Here is a 19,036-nt window from a genome sequence, read left to right on the forward strand (position 1 = left end):
CGCGGCGGATTCTCCGCAGCACTCACGCGATCAGGATTTGACCCGCGCCAGGATCCGGTCGGCCTCGGCGCGCCAGTCCGGGCTGCGGGCGAACTCCGGCGTCCCCTTGGTTCCGAACACGCCTTCGTCGGCAAGGTCGGCGATCCAGGCCTGCCGTTCCGCGGTCCCCGACGCCGACCATGGCGTCAGCCCGGCCTCGCGCACGGTCTCCGCTACCTCACGAACCTCTTCGGCGCGCCGCCGGCCGTGTTCGATCACGCGCTGGAAGAAATAGGCGCCCTGCTTCTCCCAGTCGATCGCTGGAAAGGTCTCCTTCAGCGAGGCGAGCACCGCATCCTCGACGCCATAGGCTCGCGCGGTCGTGAAGCTTTCGATGACCATGGCCTCCAGGCCCTTGATAATGATGCTGCGGCACATCTTGACCGCCGAGGAGACGCCGAGCTGGTCGCTTGCGACCTTGGCCGCGAAACCGAGCGCAACCAATAGCGGCGCCAGCTCCCGCGCTCCACGGCCGCCGAGCAACAGCGGCACCTTGATCCGGTAGGGCGGCACCGAGGTCATCACCGCGCCCTCGACATAGCGGCCGCCGGCACCGTCGATACAAGATGCGGCGCGCTGCTTGGCGCCGGGTGACGCCGAGTTGAAATCGAGGAACCAGGCATCCTTCCTGATCGCCGGCGCGCAGGCCTCGGCCACCGGCACTGCCTGGCTCGCCGTCACCGCCGAGACGATGAAATCCGACTGGCCCGCGAGATCCGCATGCGATCGCGTCAGCTCGACCCCGATCCCCGCCGCATGCTCACGCAACGGCTTTCCCTGTTCGCTCCCGAGCTTGACGTCGTAGGCGCAGACCTTGACGCCTTGCTTGCGCAGGTCTTCGGCGAGGATGCGGCCGACTTCGCCGTAGCCGAGCAGGCCGACCTGCCATTGCCTTGGATCGTTCGCGACGGTCATCAGTTCAAATCCCGTGTTGTGTCGTCAAACAGCTCGTCCACCTGTAAGCGCCGGGGGATCAACGCCTGCTGAACGCAATAGTCGATGATCAGTTCGAGCGGCTTGCGGTTCGCCTCGACGCCGAACGGCAGCACGTCCGGGACGCCGGACGGTCCTGCATTCGCCTTGCCGCGCTTGAGCAACGCGTAGAGCTCGCGCACCACGTCAGGCCGCGACGCTGCAAGCGTTTCCGTCACCACCACCAGATGATTGACCGGCACGACGCCATGGCGCCGATACCAGCGCGCAGACTCTCCGGCCGGATCCTCGAACAAAGGCTTGAGCGCGGGATCGTTCGACGTCTCGCCCAGCACGGCGTCGAGCTCGCCGTCCTTCAGCATCTGGATGATGCTCTTCCCCCTCGGCGCACGCTCCGTTCTGTCGACATATTCGGCGACATGCGGATCCTCGAAGGTCACCCAATCGATCCTGCCGAGGTTCACGCCGTAATCATTGGCAAGGATGCCGCGCATCCAGGCCCCTGTCGTGGTCGTGAACGAGCGAATGCCGACCCGCTTGCCTTCAAGATCGCCGGGCGCAAGCGCGCCGCGATCGGCGCGATAGAGCGCATGGCCATGCTGGAACCGGCCGAGCATGACGGCCGGCAGCAGCACCAGCGGTTTGCCGCGCGTCTTCGCCATCAGATAGGTGACGATCGCCATCTCGCAGACGTCGAACGCCTGCTCCCGCACCATCGGCTTGAAGGCAGCGTTGGCCGGCGTGAATTCAATGAGATCGAGATCGAACAGGTTCGATCGCAGCGCGCTCATCTTGATCGCCTGAACGTGCGGATAATTGCCGAGCACGGTGCGCAGACGAAGTCTGTCCATATCAGCGAACTCCGGAAATTACGGCCAGCGTTCGCCCTGGGTTCTCGCCGCAATCGTTGTTTTGCGTCGGACGAGCGCCGTTTGATCGAGCGGGGCGGCCTGCAGCGACGCGACCGTCGCACGCACCAGCTCCTCGATCGCGTGGCCGGCGTCGGTGCCGTCGGCACTGCCGCGCGACAGCCGGGAGACGCGCTCCGGCGTCACCAGCGTGTAGTAGAGCGCGCCGAGCAGGAAGTGGCCGCGCCAGACGATGTCGGTGCGCGGAATATGCGGCAGGCTTTCATGGATCGCATCGATGAAGGCATGGCTGGTGTCATCGAAGGTCTGCGCGATGATCCGCCGCACGACCTCATTGCCCTCCGCCGACATGATCGCGCGCAGCCGCGTGAAGCGCGTCCCGCCACCGGCGAGGTCGCTGCCCGAGGTGAAGGCCGGCAGCACATAGGCGCGTACGATCGCCTCCAGCCGGTCCTCCAGGTCGCGCACCCGCCTCGCCGCTGCCAGCAATTCGGAGCGCCGCAGGTTCATCGGGCCGCAGTGGCGCCGGTAGATTTCGAGCAGCAGGCCGTCCTTGGTCTTGAAGTGATAGGTCACGCTGCCGGGATTGGCGCCGGCGGCCTGCGCGATGTCGCGCACCGACACGGCGTTGAAGCCGTAGGTCGAGAACAATTCCTCCGCCGCGGCGAGGATCGCCTCACGCATGTTCGGCCTGCGTGTGCCGGGGGCCTTCGCGGGTTTGCGGACCATATTTGTACTATCGTACAAATAATCAGGTCGCGTCAACAAGGAGGCGAATGCGCCCGCGCCGCCGTGCCGCGCACATCCGTCAGAACGGTTTGACGTCCGGCTCGGCGCGGCCGTGCGCCGCAGCGTCGAGCAGGAAGGTCCTGCCATGTTCGGGATCGGTGGCCCGCTGCGCCTCGTCCATGTCTTGCCAGGCCGAGGTGACCAGCACGCGCGAGAAGTCGCGGCCGACAAAAGCGGGGCAACTGGATTGCCTCGCCGGCACGCGCAGCGAACGACGGCGGCGGCCGTTGGGATCGTAGACATCGACGCAACCGCCGCCCCAGCGCGCGTTCCAGATCATGCCGTCCGCGTCGACGATCGCGCCGTCCAGCCCGCCGGCACCTTCGTGTCTGATCAGCATAACGGGCTCGCCGACCGGCAAGCCGGTCGATGCATCGAGCGGCACGCGATACAGCATGTTCGTCGCGGTATCCGCGAAATAGCCGATGTTGCCCGTGGGCGAAAAGCAGATCGCGTTCGGGATCGTGATCCCGGAATAGAGCCGCGTGATGCGGCCGCGATGCAATGCGTAGATCGCGCCCGCCGCTTTCTCCGCTTGGCGTCCCATGGTACCGAGCCAGAACGTGCCCGAGGGATGCACGCGCGCGTCGTTTGAGCGCGTCACGGGATTATCCGCTTCCAGCGGAACAAACAGCTCCATGCGGCCGTCTGCGACCTGACGAACATAGAGTCCATCCTCGGTGAGGACGAGCTGCCGCTCGGCGTCGATCCGCGCCAGCGCGCTCGCCATCTTCGGCAAGCCGTGAACGATGGTGCGCCCATCCGCAAAACGATGCTCGAACAGGCGGCGCTCGCGGATGTCGAACCACCAGGCGGTATCGGTCGCGGCATCATAGGTTGGCCCTTCGCCGAGATGGCAGCGTTCGGCCGACAGCACCGATGTCGGTACTTCCTCCATCAATACGTCGGCGACATGATCTGCCATTTCGATGCTCACAGCGTTGAGAAGTGATAGATGATCGAGCGCCGATAGACCTGGCCAGGATCGAGCCGCGCCGACGGAAAGTCGGGCCGGTTGGGCGTATCCGGCCACGCATGCGGCTCGAGACACAACGCGTCCGATTGGCGGTACAGACGATTGCCCTTGCCGGCAGTGGAGCCGTCGAGGAAATTGCCCGAATAGAACTGCAATCCCGGCTGATCGGTGAACAGCTCCATGACCCGGCCATTACCCGGCGCCTCGAGGCGTGCGGCCAGGCGGAGGCTCGTGCCCGGCGCCAGACAATAATTGTGGTCATAGCCGCGGCCGAGCCGCAGCTGCTCGTCATCCATTCTGATGCGCGCGCCGATCGCTGTGGGCTTCCGGAAGTCAAACGGCGTACCGTCGACCGGACGCGGCGGCTCCGGCAGCGGAATCGCGGTCGGGTCGACTGCGAGGAAGTGATCCGCATCGATCATCAGCCGGTGATCGAGAATTGGCATGCCCGAACGTGCGCCCTCGAGATTGAAGAAGCTGTGGTTGGTCAGGTTGAGAGGCGTCGGACGGTCGGTCGTCGCCTCGAATGTCACCGAAAGCTCCGTCGGACCTCGCACGCGATAGGTCACGCGCGTCTGCAGATTGCCCGGATAGCCTTCCTCGCCATGCGGGCTTGTGCGCGCCAGCGCCAGCGTCGGCTCCGGACTATCGGTGAGTTCAACGATCTCCCAGAGCTTGCGATCGAAACCCTCCAGGCCACCATGCAATGCGTTGGGACCGTTGTTGGCGTCGAGCACAACCGTCTTCCCGTCGAGCATGAAGCGTGCGCCAGCGATCCGGTTGGCATAGCGCCCCACGGTCGCGCCGAAGAACTTGCGCTGCGCCAGATAGCCACCGAACTCGTCATGGCCAAGGACGATGTCGTCGCAATGCCCGTCGCGATCGGGCGTCATCAGCGATTGCAGCGTGGCGCCGAAGGGCAGGATAGTGGCCTCGAAACCGTCGGCACCGCGCAGCGTCACGCGTTCGACCAGGGAACCATCGGGCAATCTGCCAAAGGGCGCGCGATCGATGGTGGCTGATGTCATGGTCAGTCCTCATACGCCTCGATCACCGGCGCGTGCTGCCTGCACGCGCTCTCGCCGAAACCGACGACGGCGACACGAAGCAGATCGCTCATGACCGTCCTCGCATAGCTGACATGACCGGCTGATACAACCCAAGGAAGAGCACAAGTTCACGCTGATTCCTAGCCGGGCTTCTTTACTGTCAGTTGCGAGCACGCAGGCCTGACACGCGTCATGTTGGATGGTGCCGCGTATCAGGCCACAATGTAGCGGCGCGAGCGGCTAGCGCGCGGCTTCGAATCCGCCGAGCACAGCCGTCAAATTGGCGCCGAGGATATCGGAGAGATAACCGCCCTCCTGCACCAGCACCGTTGGCAAACCGAACCGGGCCAGCCCCTCGCCGATGCGCCGGAACCCGTCGGTGGTGACAGCGAGGCCCGCAAGTGGATCCTTTTCGGAGGCATCGAGGCCAAGGGCGACCACGAGCGCGGTCGGCGCGAAGGCGCGGATCGCCTTCTCCGCCGCCACGAGCGCCTTCATGTAGTCATCGTCGCCGGTGCCTTTCGGCAACGGAATGTTGAGATTGGCGCCGAGACCAGGGCCTGCGCCGCGTTCATGGGCATAGCCCCACACGAACGGATAGAAGAACGACGGATGGGCGTGGATCGAGACGGTGAACACGTCCGGTCGCTCATAGAAGATGCCCTGTGTGCCGTTGCCGTGATGCACGTCGACGTCGAGGATCGCGACCCGCTCATGCTTCTGGCGCAGATGCTCGGCCGCAATCGCGCTGTTGTTGAGGAAGCAGAAACCGCCGGCGAGGTCGCGATAGGCATGATGGCCGGGCGGGCGGCACAGCGCGTAGACGGCATCCTCGCCGTCGAGCACCATTTGCGCTGCGGTCACCGCAACATCGCTCGATGCGCAGGCGCCGGCCCAGGTCCCCGGACCGATCGGGCACGCGGTGTCCACCGTGTGCCAGCCGAGCCTGCCGACGATGTGGGTCGGATAGGTGCCGGCGTTTCGCACCGGGTGCATGTTCGCGATCATCTCCGGCCCCTGGTCGCCCAGCGCGGCCCACGCCTCCCACGCTTCGGCCAGGAAGCTCAGATATTCCGGGCTGTGCACGCGTGCGCGCGGTCCCTGCCCGAACGCAGTTGGCTCGACCAGCGTGTGCCTGCCGGCCTTCAGCCCTGCCAGCAGGCGATCCGCGCGCTCGGGTTGCTCGGTGGTGCGCTGAACCACGCCGCGCACCAGAAAGAATTGCGGATCATGGCTGCGATGCAGTTCACTGTAGACGGCCTTCACGAGATACTCCTGTTCGATGTTTGGATCGGACTCATTGTGCGCGTGCGGCGGGCACGCCGCGAAAGCTCCATTCGCCGCTTGTACACTATCCGCGCCGTCGAGCGTCTGAAACACGACCCGATTTGTGCTATGCCCGGCGCAATGGTGCAATGATTCAGACGCGCTGGAGGAATTCGGGCAATGGCTGGCAGCAAGGCGGAAACGGAGGATGGCACGACGGCGCGCCGCGGCCGGCCGCGCTCCGCCGCGACCACCGCCGCCATCCTGCAAAGCGCCTACACGTTGATGGCAACCACCGGCCTTGCCGCCACCACGATCGATGCGATCGCGCGCCACTCCAATGTCTCGAAGATGACGATCTACAAGTGGTGGCCGTCGCGCGAAGCACTGCTGATCGACGCCTTCCTCGACCAGGCCTCGCGCGCCGTGCCGTTGCCCGGGACAGGTGCTCCGGTGGCACGCATCCGCCGCCACGTGGCGACCTATGTCGAAGCGCTTCAGGGCGAATTCGGGCGCGTCCAGCTCGCGGTGATCTCGGAATGCATCTCTGGCACCGGGTCGGCGGAACTGTTCTACAAGCGCTACCTTGGCCTTCGTCGCAGCAAGATGCTGGAGGCAATTATCGCCGGCCAGCAGGACGGCAGCATCGGCGCCAGCGGCGCGCCCGGCGATCTCTATGACGCGATCTATGGCAGCCTGTTCTATCGCTACGTCTTCGGCATCAAGCCGCTGACCTCGGCCTACGCCCGCAACCTCGTCAACCTGGTGCTGCGGCCACGCGCTGATGCATGACATCATCAGCCGGCAGTCTGCCGCTGACGGCGAAACCACGCCCAGGTCTCGCGGGTCACGGCGCGGTAGCTCCTGCCGCGATACACGATATGGCCATCGACGATCGCATTCAGCTTCGGCAGCGCGTGGAACGGTACCGTCGGATAGGCGTGATGCTCGACATGGTAAGGCATATTCCAGGCAAACCATTTCATAATCTTGCCTGTCATCGTGGTGCGCGTGTTCTCGAACGCGCTGCGCGTCCGCTCGCAACCGGTGTGCTCCGCATAGAGGTAGGGGCGCAGGATGAGCTGACCGGCCAGCAGCGGCACGATCCAGACCCAGAGCAGGATGGCGCTATGCAGCGCAAGCGATGCTACGAGCAACGTTAGATAGCCCGCAAGGTAGAGCCTGGCCTCCGTCACGATCGATGCGCGCTTGTTTTGCGGAATCCAGGGCACGGTCACCTTGCCGGTGAGAGCGTGCCGCAACATCAGGCGAATGCGGACCAACACCTGCAGCAATCCCGAATAGGCGATCGCGAGTTGCGTGTCCGAACTTGGCTTGGGGCCGACGATCAACTCCGGATCCTTCTCAGGATCCTGCGTATAGCGATGATGGTCCCAATGAAACAGGTGGTAATATTCGTAAGGCAGTCCAATCATGAAGGCGGACAGATTGCCGAGAGCAAGATTGAGCGCACGGCTGCGGAACGCGGTCTTGTGCGCGGTCTCATGCACCACCATGAACAGGAACGCGACGAAGTAGCCCTGCACGGCAATCAGCGGGAACGCCCATGGCAGGCCGTAGCGCGACGAGACCAGCCAGATCAGCGCTCCGACGATCACGATCATCCCGTAATGGCTTGCCGCGCGCACCGCGCCGGGAAGATTCGATTTGACCGACAAATCGCGCAAGCGCTCCGGGCTCAGCGGCTTCAGACGAGGTCCGGCATCATGGGTTTCTGCGGTGCTCATGGTCGCCCCACATGTCAGCGTTGCAGCAGCGCCGAGACCTCGGCGTTGATAAAGGCGCGGTCCGCGGCGTTGTTGATCGGATTGCCGGCGCGGTGACCGTGGATCGAGGGGATCGCGCGCAGCGCTGCCGAACGCGCATTGACCAGCCGGGGAAGTTCACCCTCATTGTCGCGCATGTCGAAATACCGGTCGGTGCGGCCGGGCATCAGCAGCACGTGCGCCTTGATCGCGGCCAGCGCACGGTCGAAGTCGCCGCCGAATTCATCGCAGCGGCTGATGTCGCCGCTCTGCCAGATCGCGATCTGCGCCAGCAGATCATTGGCGTCGCGCCGGGCGAAGGCACCATCCCATGAGCCGGCCAGGTAATCCTCAAGGGATGTGAAGCCGGCCTCGCGCCAGACCTCGTCGCGGTAGAATTCATGTGACATTGCCCAGCCGGCATAGACGCGCCCCATCGCACGAAAGCCGGCCACCGGTTTCGTGACGAAGCGGCCGTCCTGATAGGCGGGGTCCGCCGTCAGCGCGGTTCTTACGCCTTCGAGAAAGACGTGATTGTAGGGTGAGCACCTGGCGCTGCCGCAGACCACGGCTACCCGCTCCACCATGTCGGGATAGCGCGCCGCCCAGTGATAGGCCTGCATGCCGCCCATCGACCAGCCATAGACCAGCGCGAGCCTGGATACGCCAAACCGCTCGACCAGGAGCCGCCGCTGGATCGCAACGGCGTCGTAATAGCTGAAGGCGGGAAACGGTGCATTGCCGAGCACGTCGCCTGAATTCGACGGCGAGGATGACAGACCATTGCCGAACAGGTTCGCGATGACGATGAAATAGCGGTCGGGATCGAGCGCCCCGCCCGGCTGCACCAGCCATTCGATGTCGGTGTGCTGGGCGCTGAATGATGTCGGATAGAGGATGACGTTGTCCCTGACCGCGTTCAGCGTGCCAAAGGTCTTGTAAGCCAGCCTGAGCCGCGGGAACGCGGCGCCGCCTTGCAGCGTCACTTCGCCGGCTTCGAACACGTCGTAGTCGCGAGGCGTGGTCATGGGCAATCGACCCCGATGTAAAAAGCGCAACGCTGCGCCCTCAATAACTGTACGATAAGTACACTAATTGTCCGGCCGACGCAACAGCCGCGATGGTGGCATGACACCGGCCCGATCAATTCAAAATCGGTATGGATCGATACAAGCTTCGGCTTGGACCCCTTGCCTTCACCTCTCTAGGAGAGTTCTCGAGGAAATTTCGAGGAGGCGCCATGAGCGCAATTGTGTCCGCCGCCGAGGCCCGGCGATCCCGCGTCCGGCTTCTTATCGTGACGATGCTGTTTCTCGTCACCACCGTGAACTATGCCGATCGCGCCACGCTGTCGATCGCGGGTCCGGCCCTTTCCAAGGAACTGCATCTCGATCCTGTCGCGATGGGCTATGTGTTCTCGGCCTTCGGTTGGTCCTATGTTGTCGCGCAGGTGCCATGCGGCTGGCTGCTCGACCGCTTCGGCTCCAAATGGGTCTATGCGATCGGCATCATCGTCTGGTCGATCTTCACCGCGATGCAGGGCCTGGTCGGTTTCCTCGCGGGAGGAGCCGCCGTCATTTTGCTGTTCGCGTTGCGCTTCCTGGTTGGCATTGCCGAAGCACCATCGTTCCCGGCCAACGCCCGCATCGTGGCGGCTTGGTTCCCCGGAAATGAGCGCGGCACCGCGTCGGCCTTCTTCAACTCGGGGCAATATTTCGCGACCGTGATCTTCGCGCCGCTGATGGGCTGGATCGCGCACGAGCATGGCTGGCGCCATGTGTTCTATGTGATGGGCGGACTCGGAATTATCATGGGGATCGCCTGGATCAAGACGATCTACGAGCCGAAAGATCATCCCGCGGTCAACGAGGCCGAGTTCGACTACATCAAAGCAGGCGGCGCGCTGGTCGACATGGACGCGCCGAAGGATGGCAAGGCACCGGACGGCGGCCCGAAATGGGATCACATCCGCCAGCTCCTCGGCAACCGCATGATGCTCGGCGTCTATATCGGCCAGTACTGCATCAACACGCTGACCTATTTCTTCCTGACCTGGTTCCCGGTCTATCTCGTGAAGGAGCGCGGGCTGTCGATCCTGCAGGCCGGCTTCGTCGCCACCTTGCCGGCGCTGTGCGGCTTCATCGGCGGCGTGCTCGGCGGCGTGATCTCCGACTACATCCTGCGCCGCACTGGCTCGCTGACCATGGCGCGCAAGATCCCGATCGTCGGCGGCATGCTGTTGTCGATGGCGATCATCGGCTGCAACTATGTCGAAGGACAAGCGCTGGTGGTCGGCTTCATGGCGCTCGCCTTCTTCGGCAAGGGCATCGGCGCGCTCGGCTGGGCTGTCGTCTCCGACACCTCGCCGAAGGAAGCCGGCGGCGTATCGGGCGGGCTGTTCAACACCTTCGGCAATCTCTCCTCGATCACCACGCCGATTATCATCGGCTACATCCTCGCCGCCACCGGCTCGTTCAACGGCGCGCTGGTGTTTGTCGGGGTCAACGCGCTGGTCGCGGCGATCGCTTACCTCTTCATCGTCGGCGAGATCAAGCGGGTGCAGCTGAAGGCAGCCTGAGCGGCCGGAGCCACATCCCAACAACACATCAACGGCGGCTTCGGCCGCCGTCCTTGTCTTCTTGGTCTCCGGGAGGCATCGATGCTAGAACGCACAAAACCCCGCCTCATCCATTCAGGGCCGGTATCGATGTTCGACCTGAACCAGCTCCGCTGTTTCGTCACGGTGGCCGAGGAGCTGCACTTCGGTCGCGCCGCGGCACGGCTCAACATGACCCAGCCGCCGCTCAGCCGGCAGATCCAGGTGCTCGAGCACATCATCGACGCGCCGCTGCTGGAGCGCACCAGCCGCTCGGTGCGGCTGACGCCGGCGGGACGCAGCTTCCTGCCCGAGGCGCGGCGCATCCTCAAGCTTGCCGAGTCCGCGTCGCAAATCGCGCGCCGCATCGCGCTCGGCAAGACCGGCTCGCTCAAGATCGGATTCACGGCCGCAGCTGCCTATGGTTTTCTGCCCGATCTGATCGCGACGTGCCGCAGCCGGCTGCCCGAAGTCGATTTTTCCTTGAAGGAAATGGTCTCGGGCGATCAGTTCGAGGCGCTCACCACCGGCCAAATCGATGCCGGCCTGTTGCGCCCGCCGATTGCCCGGCCCGAATTCGCAAGCCGGCGTGTCGTCGCCGAGCCGTTGCTGGCCGCGATCCCGAAACGGCATCCGCTGGCGTCTGCCGGGATCATCTCAATCAAGGACTTCGACGATCAGCCCTTTGTGATGTATTCGCCGTATGAGGCCCGTTACTTCCATGATCTCCTGGTGGCGCTGTTCACGCGCGCCGACGTGCTGCCGCGCTATGTCCAGCATCTCAGCCAGATCCACTCGATCCTCGCGATGGTGCGCGCCGGGCTCGGCGTCTCGATCGTGCCGGAAGCTGCCGCGAGTCTGAAGATCGCGGACGTCAGGCTGAAGCCGCTGAAGCTGCGCGCGGCGGCGCCCGTCGAGCTGTTCCTGGTGTGGCGGCGCGACTACGAGAACCAGCTGCTGCCGTCATTGATCGACATCGCGACGGAAATAGCCGGGCCGCATGCCGGCGACGATTGATGCAGATGACGCATCGTTCGATACCGCGTTTAGCTTGGACGCGCATCGAACCGTTTCTTAAGAATGACGCTGTGGACGCGCGCTTCTCGCGCATCTCCCCAAAGCTTTCAAGGAGTGGCGCCATGAGCAAGATGACCCCTCAGGAGATGGCCCGGCAAATCGGCGGCGGCCTCCTGTCTTTTCCCGTGACCCCGTTCAAGGCGGACTATTCGTTCGACGAAGCGACCTATCGCAACAACATGGACTGGCTGTGCGGTTATGACGTCGCGGGCCTGTTCGCCGCCGGCGGCACCGGTGAGTTCTTCTCGCTGACGCCCTCGGAGGTGCCGCAGGTCGTGAAGATCGCGGTCGACGAGACCAAGGGCCGCGTGCCCGTGCTCGCCGGCACCGGCTACGGCACGGCGATCGCACGCGAGATCGCGGTCGGTGCCGAGAAGGCCGGCGCCGACGGCCTGCTGCTGCTGCCGCCCTACCTCACGCATTCCGAACAGGACGGCCTCGCCGCGCATGTAGAGGCAGTCTGCGCCAGCGTGAAAATTGGCGTCATCGTCTACAACCGCGACAACGCGATCCTGCAGCCTGACACGCTTGCCCGCCTCTGCGAGCGCTGCCCGAACCTCGTCGGCTACAAGGATGGCATCGGCGACATCGAGCTGATGACCCGCGTCTACACCAGGCTCGGCGATCGCCTGACTTATATCGGCGGGCTGCCGACGGCGGAAACCTTCGCGCTGCCCTATCTCGACATGGGTGTGACGACCTATTCGTCCGCCGTGTTCAACTTCGTGCCGGAATTCGCCACCAAGTTCTACGCCGCGGTGCGCCAGCGCGATCATCAGACCATCCATGCAGGCCTGAAGGATTTCATCCTGCCGCTGATCGCGATACGCAACCGGAAGAAGGGTTACGCGGTTTCGATCATCAAGGCCGGCATGAAGGTGATCGGCCGCGATTCCGGCCCGGTGAGGCTGCCGCTGACCGACTTGAGCGAGCAGGAGATGGCCGAGCTCACGGCACTGGTGGCGAAGCTGCCGCGGCCCGCAGCGCAACAGGCGGCAGAATAAGGCCGAACCGGCAAGGGAGGAGCAGATGGTCCAGGAAACGATCCGCGCCGGTTTTTCCGGCGCCCCAATCGTGACGGCGATGGAGGTGATCCCGGTCGCCGGCCGCGACAGCATGCTCCTCAACTTAAGCGGCGCGCACGCGCCGTTCTTCACCCGCAACCTCGTGATCCTCACTGACAATTCCGGCCACACCGGCGTCGGCGAGGTGCCGGGCGGCGAGAAGATCCGAAAGACGTTGGAAGACGCGCGCGACCTCGTCGTCGGCCAAACCATCGGTGCCTGCAACAACATCCTGGCCTCGATGCGCCGGACATTCGCCGACCGCGACGCCGGCGGCCGCGGCAAGCAGACCTTCGACCTACGCGTCACCATCCACGCGGTGACCGCGGTCGAATCCGCGCTGCTCGACCTGCTCGGACAGCATCTCGGCTTGCCCGTCGCTGCACTGCTCGGTGAAGGCCAGCAGCGTCCGAGCGTCGAGACGCTCGGCTATCTCTTCTTTGTCGGCAATATCAGCAAGACCAGCCTGCCCTATGTCGAGGGCGAGACCGGCAAGCCCGACTGGTTCAATTTGCGTCATCAGGAGGCGATGACGCCGGAGGCGATTGTGCGCCTCGCGGAGGCTACGCAGGCGCATTATGGCTTTGCCGACTTCAAACTGAAAGGCGGCGTTCTCACGGGCGAGCAGGAGATCGAGGCCGTCACTGCCATCGCCAAGCGTTTCCCGAAGGCGCGTGTCACGCTCGATCCGAACGGTGCCTGGTCGCTGGACGAGGCGATCCGCCTTTGCAGCAACATGCGCGGCGTGCTCGCATACGCCGAGGACCCCTGCGGTGCGGAGGCTGGCTTCTCCGGTCGCGAGATCATGGCCGAGTTCCGCCGCGCCACGGGACTGCCGACCGCGACCAACATGATCGCGACCGACTGGCGCCAGCTCTCCCACGCGCTGCAGCTCGGCGCGATCGACATTCCGCTCGCCGATCCGCATTTCTGGACCATGCAGGGCTCGGTGCGCGTGGCACAGACCTGTCGCGACAACGGCTTGACCTGGGGCTCGCACTCCAACAATCATTTTGATATTTCGCTCGCGATGTTCACCCATGTCGGTGCCGCCGCCCCCGGCAAGGTGACAGCGATCGACACCCACTGGATCTGGCAGGACGGCCAGGCGTTGACCAGGGAGCCGCTGCAGATCAAAGGCGGCAGGATCGCGATCCCCGATCGGCCGGGCCTCGGTATCGAGATCGATCGCGGTGCCATCGAGGCGGCGAACGCGCTATACAGGCAGCATGGCCTCGGCGCCCGCGACGACGCGCTCGCCATGCAGTTCCTGATCCCGGGCTGGACCTTCGACGACAAGCGTCCCTGCCTGGTGCGCTAACAACAAAAGATTGGAGAGAAACATGACCGCTCACCAGAAGAACTTCATCGCCGGCGAATGGGTCGATGGTTCCGGCATCACGCGGGACATCAACCCCTCCAATACCAAGGACGTGGTCGGCGAATACGCCAAGGCCGACAAGGTGCAGACCGAAAAGGCGATCGCCGCGGCGAAGGCGGCCTTCCCGGCCTGGTCGCGCTCGACGCCGCAGGAACGCTTTGACGCGCTGAACAAGATCTCTCTCGAAATCCTCGCCCGCAAGGAAGAGCTCGGCCGCCTGCTCGCGCGCGAGGAGGGCAAGACGCTGCCGGAAGGCATCGGCGAAGTCGCGCGCGCCGGGCAGATCTTCGCATTCTTCGCCGGTGAGGCGCTGCGGCTGATGGGTGAGAAAGGCGCGTCGGTCCGCCCCGGCCTCGAGGTGGAGATCACTCGCGAGCCAGTCGGCGTCGTCGGCCTGATCACGCCGTGGAATTTCCCGATCGCGATCCCGGCCTGGAAGATCGCGCCCGCGCTCTGCTACGGCAACACCGTGGTATTCAAGCCGGCCGAGCTTGTGCCGGGCTCAGCGCACGCTTTGTCCGAGATCATCGCGCGCTCCGGCATTCCGGCCGGTGTCTTCAACCTCGTGATCGGCTCCGGCTCGGTGGTCGGCCAGACGTTGCTCGAACATCCCGATGTCGCCGCGATCTCCTTCACGGGTTCGGTCGCAACGGGGCGCAAGATCGCGCAGGCCTGCGTACTCTCGACGCCGATGAAGAAGTTCCAGCTCGAAATGGGCGGCAAGAACCCGCTGGTCGTGCTCGACGACGCCGACCTGAAGGTCGCGGTCGAGGTCGCCGTCAACGGCGCCTATTTCTCGACCGGCCAGCGCTGCACCGCGTCCTCACGCCTGATCGTCACCGCAGGCATTCATGACCGCTTCGTCACCGCGATGACCGAGCGGATGAAGGGCCTCTCGGTTGACGACGCCCTGAAGAGCGGTGTGCATATCGGCCCGGTGGTCGACCAGAGCCAGCTCGACCAGGACCTCCGCTACATCAAGATCGGCCAGGACGAAGGCGCGAAGCTTGCTTGGGGTGGCGAACTCTTGAACCGCGAGACACCCGGCTTCTATCTGCAGCCGGCGCTGTTCACCGAGACCACCAATACCATGCGCATCGCGCGCGAGGAGATCTTCGGTCCGGTCGCCTGCGTGATCCGCGCCAAGGACTACGAGGAGGCGCTTGCGATCTCCAACGACACCGAGTTCGGCCTCACGTCAGGGATTTGCACCACCAGCCTGAAATACGCCTCGCACTACAAGCGCAACAGCGAGGCGGGCATGGTGATGGTCAACCTGCCGACCGCCGGCGTCGACTATCACGTGCCGTTCGGCGGCCGCAAAGGCTCGAGCTACGGCGCGCGTGAACAGGGCGCTTACGCCCGCGAGTTCTACACCGCGGTGAAGACCTCTTACACTTATCCTGGCTGAGGCAGATGAAGCCAAGTCTCGTCGCGCAGGAAGTGCGCTCCCTCTCCCGCTTGCGGGGGAGGGTCGGGGTGGGGGTCTCAACACGAGTCATCCCTGTGGAGAGAGAGCCCCCACCCGCTAGCGGGAGAGGTGAAGCGGAGCCAACAATGCGCCGCTTCAACGAAGCCTAGTTCGCCGTAGCCCACAGGAGTGCGTCATGGACCAGTCAATCGGCGCGAAGGAGCAGCCCCGCTACATCAAGCTCAACGCGCGCGACAATGTCGCGATCGTCGTGAATGATTTCGGCCTGCCCGCCGGCTCCCGCTTCGCTTGCGGCCTGACGCTGCGCGCCTTTGTGCCACAAGGGCACAAGACCGCGCTGGACGACATCGCCGAAGGCGCGCCGATCATCCGCTATGGCGAGGTAATCGGCCACGCGCTGTCCCCGATATTCACCGGCGAATGGGTCGACGAGGCGCGGATCCGCATGCCCGACGCGCCGCCGCTCGATCAACTCGAGATCGCGACCGCGGTGCCGGCGGCGCTGCCGCCGCTCGAAGGCTTCACCTTCGAGGGCTATCGCAATCCCGACGGCTCGGTAGGAACGAAGAACATCCTCGGCATCTCTTCCTCGGTGCAATGCGTCAAGGGCACGATGGAATATGCGGTGAAGCGCATTCGCGCTGAACTCCTGCCGAAATATCCAAATGTTGACGACGTCGTGCAGCTGACTCATGCTTATGGCTGCGGCGTCGCGATATCAGCGCCCGACGCCGTGGTGCCGATCCGCACGCTGCAGAATCTCGCGCTCAACCCGAATTTCGGCGGCGAGATCCTTGTCGTCGGTCTCGGCTGCGAAAAGCTCGCGCCCGAACGGCTGGTGCCGGAAGGCGTTGGCGATGCCATCGTGCGGATGCAGGACGAGGCCTTTGACGGGTTCGGCGCGATTGTCGACGCCATCATGACCCAGGCCGAGGCGCGGCTGAAGGTGCTCGACACCCGCAAGCGCGAGACCTGCCCAGCCTCCGATCTGGTGATCGGCCTGCAATGTGGCGGCAGTGACGCATTCTCGGGCGTTACCGCGAATCCCGCCGTCGGCTTCGCCGCCGATCTCCTGGTGCGTGCGGGTGCGACCGTGATGTTCTCGGAAGTGACGGAAGTGCGCGACGCGATCCAGCTTCTGACCCGCCGCGCCGTCAACGAGGAGGTCGGCCGCGCGCTGATCCGCGAGATGGCGTGGTATGACGCCTATCTCGCCCGTGGCGGCGCCGATCGCAGCGCCAACACCACGCCGGGCAACAAGAAGGGCGGGCTCGCCAATATCGTCGAGAAGTCGCTGGGCTCGATCGTCAAGTCAGGCTCCGGCCCAATCACCGGTGTGCTCTCGCCGGGCGAGAAGGCGCGCCAGAAGGGCATGCTGTTCGCGGCGACGCCGGCGAGCGATTTCATCTGCGGCACGCTGCAGCTTGCCTCTGGCATGACGCTGCAGGTGTTCACCACCGGCCGCGGCACGCCCTATGGCCTGGCCGCCGCGCCCGTGATCAAGGTCGCGACCCGCAGCGAACTGGCGCGGCGCTGGAAGGACCTGATCGACTTCGACGCCGGCTGCATCGCGACCGGCGAGAAGACGATCGAGGAGACCGGCTGGGACCTGTTCCGCATGATCCTCGATGTCGCAAGCGGCCGCACCAAGCCATGGTCGGATCGCTGGGGCATCCACAACGACCTCACGCTGTTCAACCCGGCACCGGTGACTTAGAGCAATTTCGGTTCTGATTGAATCAGAACCGAAGCTCCAGCTTCTTGTTTTGACGCGTTTTCTTCACGCGAACCGGTGTCCACTTCGCTCGAAAACGCTCGAGGCGGCATTCCGGACTCGCGCGCCCCGGAATGGCAGCAGGCTTGCCACACGCCAATCAAAACTGCACCAGTCCGCGCACTTCCTTGGCCGCAGCCATGATCAGCGGCTTGACCGCCTGCTCCTCGCGGCCAAGCACCACGCCCGACGCAAAGGCGCGGACACGCTCCTTCCGATGCGGCGCCTTGAGTGCAGCATCCACCACCAGCTTGCGATGCGCGGCGAAATCATTGAGCGAGCCGAGCGCGTCCTGGATCCGCTTCAGGTGCTTTGACTGTCGCGCAAGCTGCCTTTGCTCGCGCTTGCCGGAGAACAGGCTTTCGAAGAAATCGATCGCATACCTGATCTTCTTGGTTCTGATGCGCACCTTGTGCCGCTCCCCCGCGGACATCCCGTCGAGACGCCTGCCGTCCTTGCGCAACTTTCTGATGCGGCGATGCAGCAGCGCGGCAGCAAATTTGCCGATCGGGCCCCCTTCGTCCTCTGCGGCGATCGTCTGCCTCGCCTCGATCCATTGCAGCGTATCGATCAGCATGACGCGATAGTGTGCCGAGTTGACTGCCGTTCTTGCGCGCGCGAAGGCACGGTCGCGGCGCCTGGAAAACTCCAGCCGGATCGCCTTGCCGCCACGCCGCAGCAGGGCATCGTGCGAGGCGGGCTCGATCTCCTGCTTGACGAAAACGTCCAGCTCGCGCGCCGGCGCAAGCTCGTTGGTCAGCCACTTCAGTTGCCCCTTGGCCTCTTCCGTGCTCGGCCCGTCGAGGATTTTTGAGAACAGCGAGATCGCCGCTCGCAACCGGCGCAGGCCGACCCTCATCTGGTGAATGCCTTCCGGCTCGCCCTCGCGGACCGCATCGGCGTTCAACGAGAAGTGGCGGAACGTCGAGCGGGCGATCACCCGAAACGCCTCGCCAGCCGTGAGCCCGGGGTCCAGCACGATGCTCTCGGCCGAGACGACGAAATGCTCCTCGTCGCCGGCAAGCTCGTATCCGTGGTCGGATTTCGAGCGCAGGTCGAGTTCGGCTCCCACCTTCCGCTCCAGCGCCCTCGCGAGGCGGAACAGGTCGAGCTCCCGCCCGCTCTTCAGCTCGAGCTCGATCTCCTCGATCGGGCGCGAGCGATGCCCGGCGGTGGTGTGCCCGCGATCGATGGCGAGCTCGATCTCGCTCTGCTTCGTGCGCAGCGGCACGGTGATCCGCCGCACCGACGTTTCGAAGATGGGCTTGAGCTCGTGACGCAGTTTCCTTGATGCGAACGCGTCGAGCGGCGTACCTTCGGCCTTGCCGAGATCTGGCTCGCTATCCTCAAGCTCGCTCTCCCACTCGCCGCGACCGAACCCCACGCCACCTGCCGACTTGATCGTCTGGACATGTCTGCCGCCATCCTGGCGTATCCGCAGCGTGAAGCCGCGCCGCTTCAGCTTGCGTTTGGCGGTATCAAAATAGGTCGAGACCAGATCGCCTTCGGACGGTTCACCGCTCCTGCTGCCGGCAATCCGCGGCCTCACCAGCGCCTTCAGCTTCCGAGCGGGAACGCGGAATTTGAGCTCCGTCTCGATGGCCATAGTCTCCCCACGGAGTTCACACCGCCGCCCATAACGCCCGAGATGCGTTCAAGGCTCCCCCGGAGAACCGCGCGGCGAACAAGAAAATCCGCCGCGACCGGGTCAGCGGCGGACGTCGACATCCCGTGTGCGGTGCGGTCACACGGCTCGCGCGACGCGCTGTGCGATCTCGATCAGGCTCGCGACACAATCGCACCAACGCCCCGGCCACGAGACATTCTTGATGTCTCTCCTCCAGTTGCGACGTGCGACGGAGCAACGTCAGGCACAACAAACCGTTCCTCCGCAGACTTGCTGCAACTGCTCACGTCTGCACACAGAAGGATGATCTTGGAACTACATGAACAGGCATTCACGTCTGTGGCTAAATGATCATGTTCCGCGCGTTGAATAGCCTGAATTGGTGCCCCACGTCCTTG

General features: G+C 64.5%; 16 protein-coding genes. 7 read left to right on the forward strand and 9 right to left on the reverse strand.

The window, feature by feature from the left end:
• Positions 1-30: 30 nt before the first annotated feature.
• The 6 genes from MTX23_RS29965 to MTX23_RS29990 all read right to left on the reverse strand — a co-directional run bounded on the left by MTX23_RS29965 (position 31) and on the right by MTX23_RS29990 (position 5,921).
• A complete protein-coding gene (locus MTX23_RS29965) occupies positions 31-954 on the reverse strand; it encodes a DUF1932 domain-containing protein (RefSeq protein ID WP_280973723.1) in 924 nt (307 codons plus the stop codon).
• The gene (locus MTX23_RS29970; protein WP_280973724.1) at positions 954-1,823 is read right to left on the reverse strand and encodes a hypothetical protein; all 870 of its coding nucleotides are present in this window, start codon (positions 1,821-1,823) and stop codon (positions 954-956) included. Before MTX23_RS29970 ends, MTX23_RS29965 begins: the two co-directional genes overlap by 1 nt.
• A gap of 18 nt (positions 1,824-1,841) precedes the next feature.
• Complete coding sequence (locus tag MTX23_RS29975; RefSeq protein ID WP_280973725.1) at positions 1,842-2,570, reverse strand: TetR/AcrR family transcriptional regulator; 729 nt, start codon at positions 2,568-2,570, stop codon at positions 1,842-1,844.
• A 79-nt stretch (positions 2,571-2,649) separates the two neighbouring features.
• Complete coding sequence (locus tag MTX23_RS29980) at positions 2,650-3,528, reverse strand: SMP-30/gluconolactonase/LRE family protein (RefSeq protein WP_280978254.1); 879 nt, start codon at positions 3,526-3,528, stop codon at positions 2,650-2,652.
• A gap of 35 nt (positions 3,529-3,563) precedes the next feature.
• Entirely contained in the window at positions 3,564-4,634 is a 1,071-nt protein-coding gene (locus tag MTX23_RS29985; protein WP_280973726.1) for an aldose epimerase family protein, read from the reverse strand.
• Positions 4,635-4,895: 261 nt separating this feature from the next.
• Positions 4,896-5,921 (reverse strand): histone deacetylase family protein, encoded by a 1,026-nt coding sequence (locus tag MTX23_RS29990; protein ID WP_280973727.1) that lies wholly within the window; start codon positions 5,919-5,921, stop codon positions 4,896-4,898.
• Between the two features lie 180 nt (positions 5,922-6,101).
• Between MTX23_RS29990 and MTX23_RS29995 the strand changes: the two genes are divergently transcribed.
• Complete coding sequence (locus MTX23_RS29995; RefSeq protein WP_280973728.1) at positions 6,102-6,713, forward strand: TetR/AcrR family transcriptional regulator; 612 nt, start codon at positions 6,102-6,104, stop codon at positions 6,711-6,713.
• Between the two features lie 5 nt (positions 6,714-6,718).
• On the opposite strand, the gene MTX23_RS30000 is transcribed toward MTX23_RS29995, so the two are convergent.
• Both MTX23_RS30000 and MTX23_RS30005 read right to left on the reverse strand, forming a co-directional pair.
• Positions 6,719-7,669 (reverse strand): fatty acid desaturase, encoded by a 951-nt coding sequence (locus MTX23_RS30000; protein ID WP_280973729.1) that lies wholly within the window; start codon positions 7,667-7,669, stop codon positions 6,719-6,721.
• 14 nt (positions 7,670-7,683) lie between these two features.
• A complete protein-coding gene (locus tag MTX23_RS30005; RefSeq protein ID WP_280973730.1) occupies positions 7,684-8,715 on the reverse strand; it encodes an alpha/beta fold hydrolase in 1,032 nt (343 codons plus the stop codon).
• Between the two features lie 212 nt (positions 8,716-8,927).
• On the opposite strand from MTX23_RS30005, the gene MTX23_RS30010 reads away from it, so the two are divergent.
• The 6 genes from MTX23_RS30010 (at position 8,928) to garD (ending at position 16,954) form a co-directional block, all read left to right on the forward strand.
• Complete coding sequence (locus MTX23_RS30010; protein WP_280973731.1) at positions 8,928-10,265, forward strand: MFS transporter; 1,338 nt, start codon at positions 8,928-8,930, stop codon at positions 10,263-10,265.
• 129 nt (positions 10,266-10,394) lie between these two features.
• Positions 10,395-11,300 carry a LysR substrate-binding domain-containing protein gene (locus MTX23_RS30015; protein WP_280978255.1) on the forward strand — a complete coding sequence of 302 codons (906 nt, stop codon included), beginning with the start codon at positions 10,395-10,397 and terminating at the stop codon, positions 11,298-11,300.
• Positions 11,301-11,422: 122 nt separating this feature from the next.
• Positions 11,423-12,364 carry a 5-dehydro-4-deoxyglucarate dehydratase gene (gene kdgD / locus MTX23_RS30020; protein ID WP_280973732.1) on the forward strand — a complete coding sequence of 314 codons (942 nt, stop codon included), beginning with the start codon at positions 11,423-11,425 and terminating at the stop codon, positions 12,362-12,364.
• 25 nt (positions 12,365-12,389) lie between these two features.
• Positions 12,390-13,745, forward strand: coding sequence for a glucarate dehydratase (gudD, locus tag MTX23_RS30025; RefSeq protein WP_280973733.1), 1,356 nt, complete (start codon positions 12,390-12,392; stop codon positions 13,743-13,745).
• 22 nt (positions 13,746-13,767) lie between these two features.
• Positions 13,768-15,216 (forward strand): aldehyde dehydrogenase family protein, encoded by a 1,449-nt coding sequence (locus MTX23_RS30030; protein WP_280973734.1) that lies wholly within the window; start codon positions 13,768-13,770, stop codon positions 15,214-15,216.
• A 196-nt stretch (positions 15,217-15,412) separates the two neighbouring features.
• Positions 15,413-16,954, forward strand: a complete 1,542-nt coding sequence (garD, locus tag MTX23_RS30035; protein ID WP_280973735.1) for a galactarate dehydratase — start codon at positions 15,413-15,415, stop codon at positions 16,952-16,954.
• A 157-nt stretch (positions 16,955-17,111) separates the two neighbouring features.
• Here the strand turns inward: garD and MTX23_RS30040 are convergent, their stop codons facing one another.
• A complete protein-coding gene (locus MTX23_RS30040) occupies positions 17,112-18,617 on the reverse strand; it encodes a CYTH and CHAD domain-containing protein (RefSeq protein ID WP_280973736.1) in 1,506 nt (501 codons plus the stop codon).
• Between the last annotated feature and the right edge of the window lie 419 nt (positions 18,618-19,036).

The organism is Bradyrhizobium sp. ISRA436 (assembly GCF_029910015.1).
GTDB lineage: Bacteria > Pseudomonadota > Alphaproteobacteria > Rhizobiales > Xanthobacteraceae > Bradyrhizobium.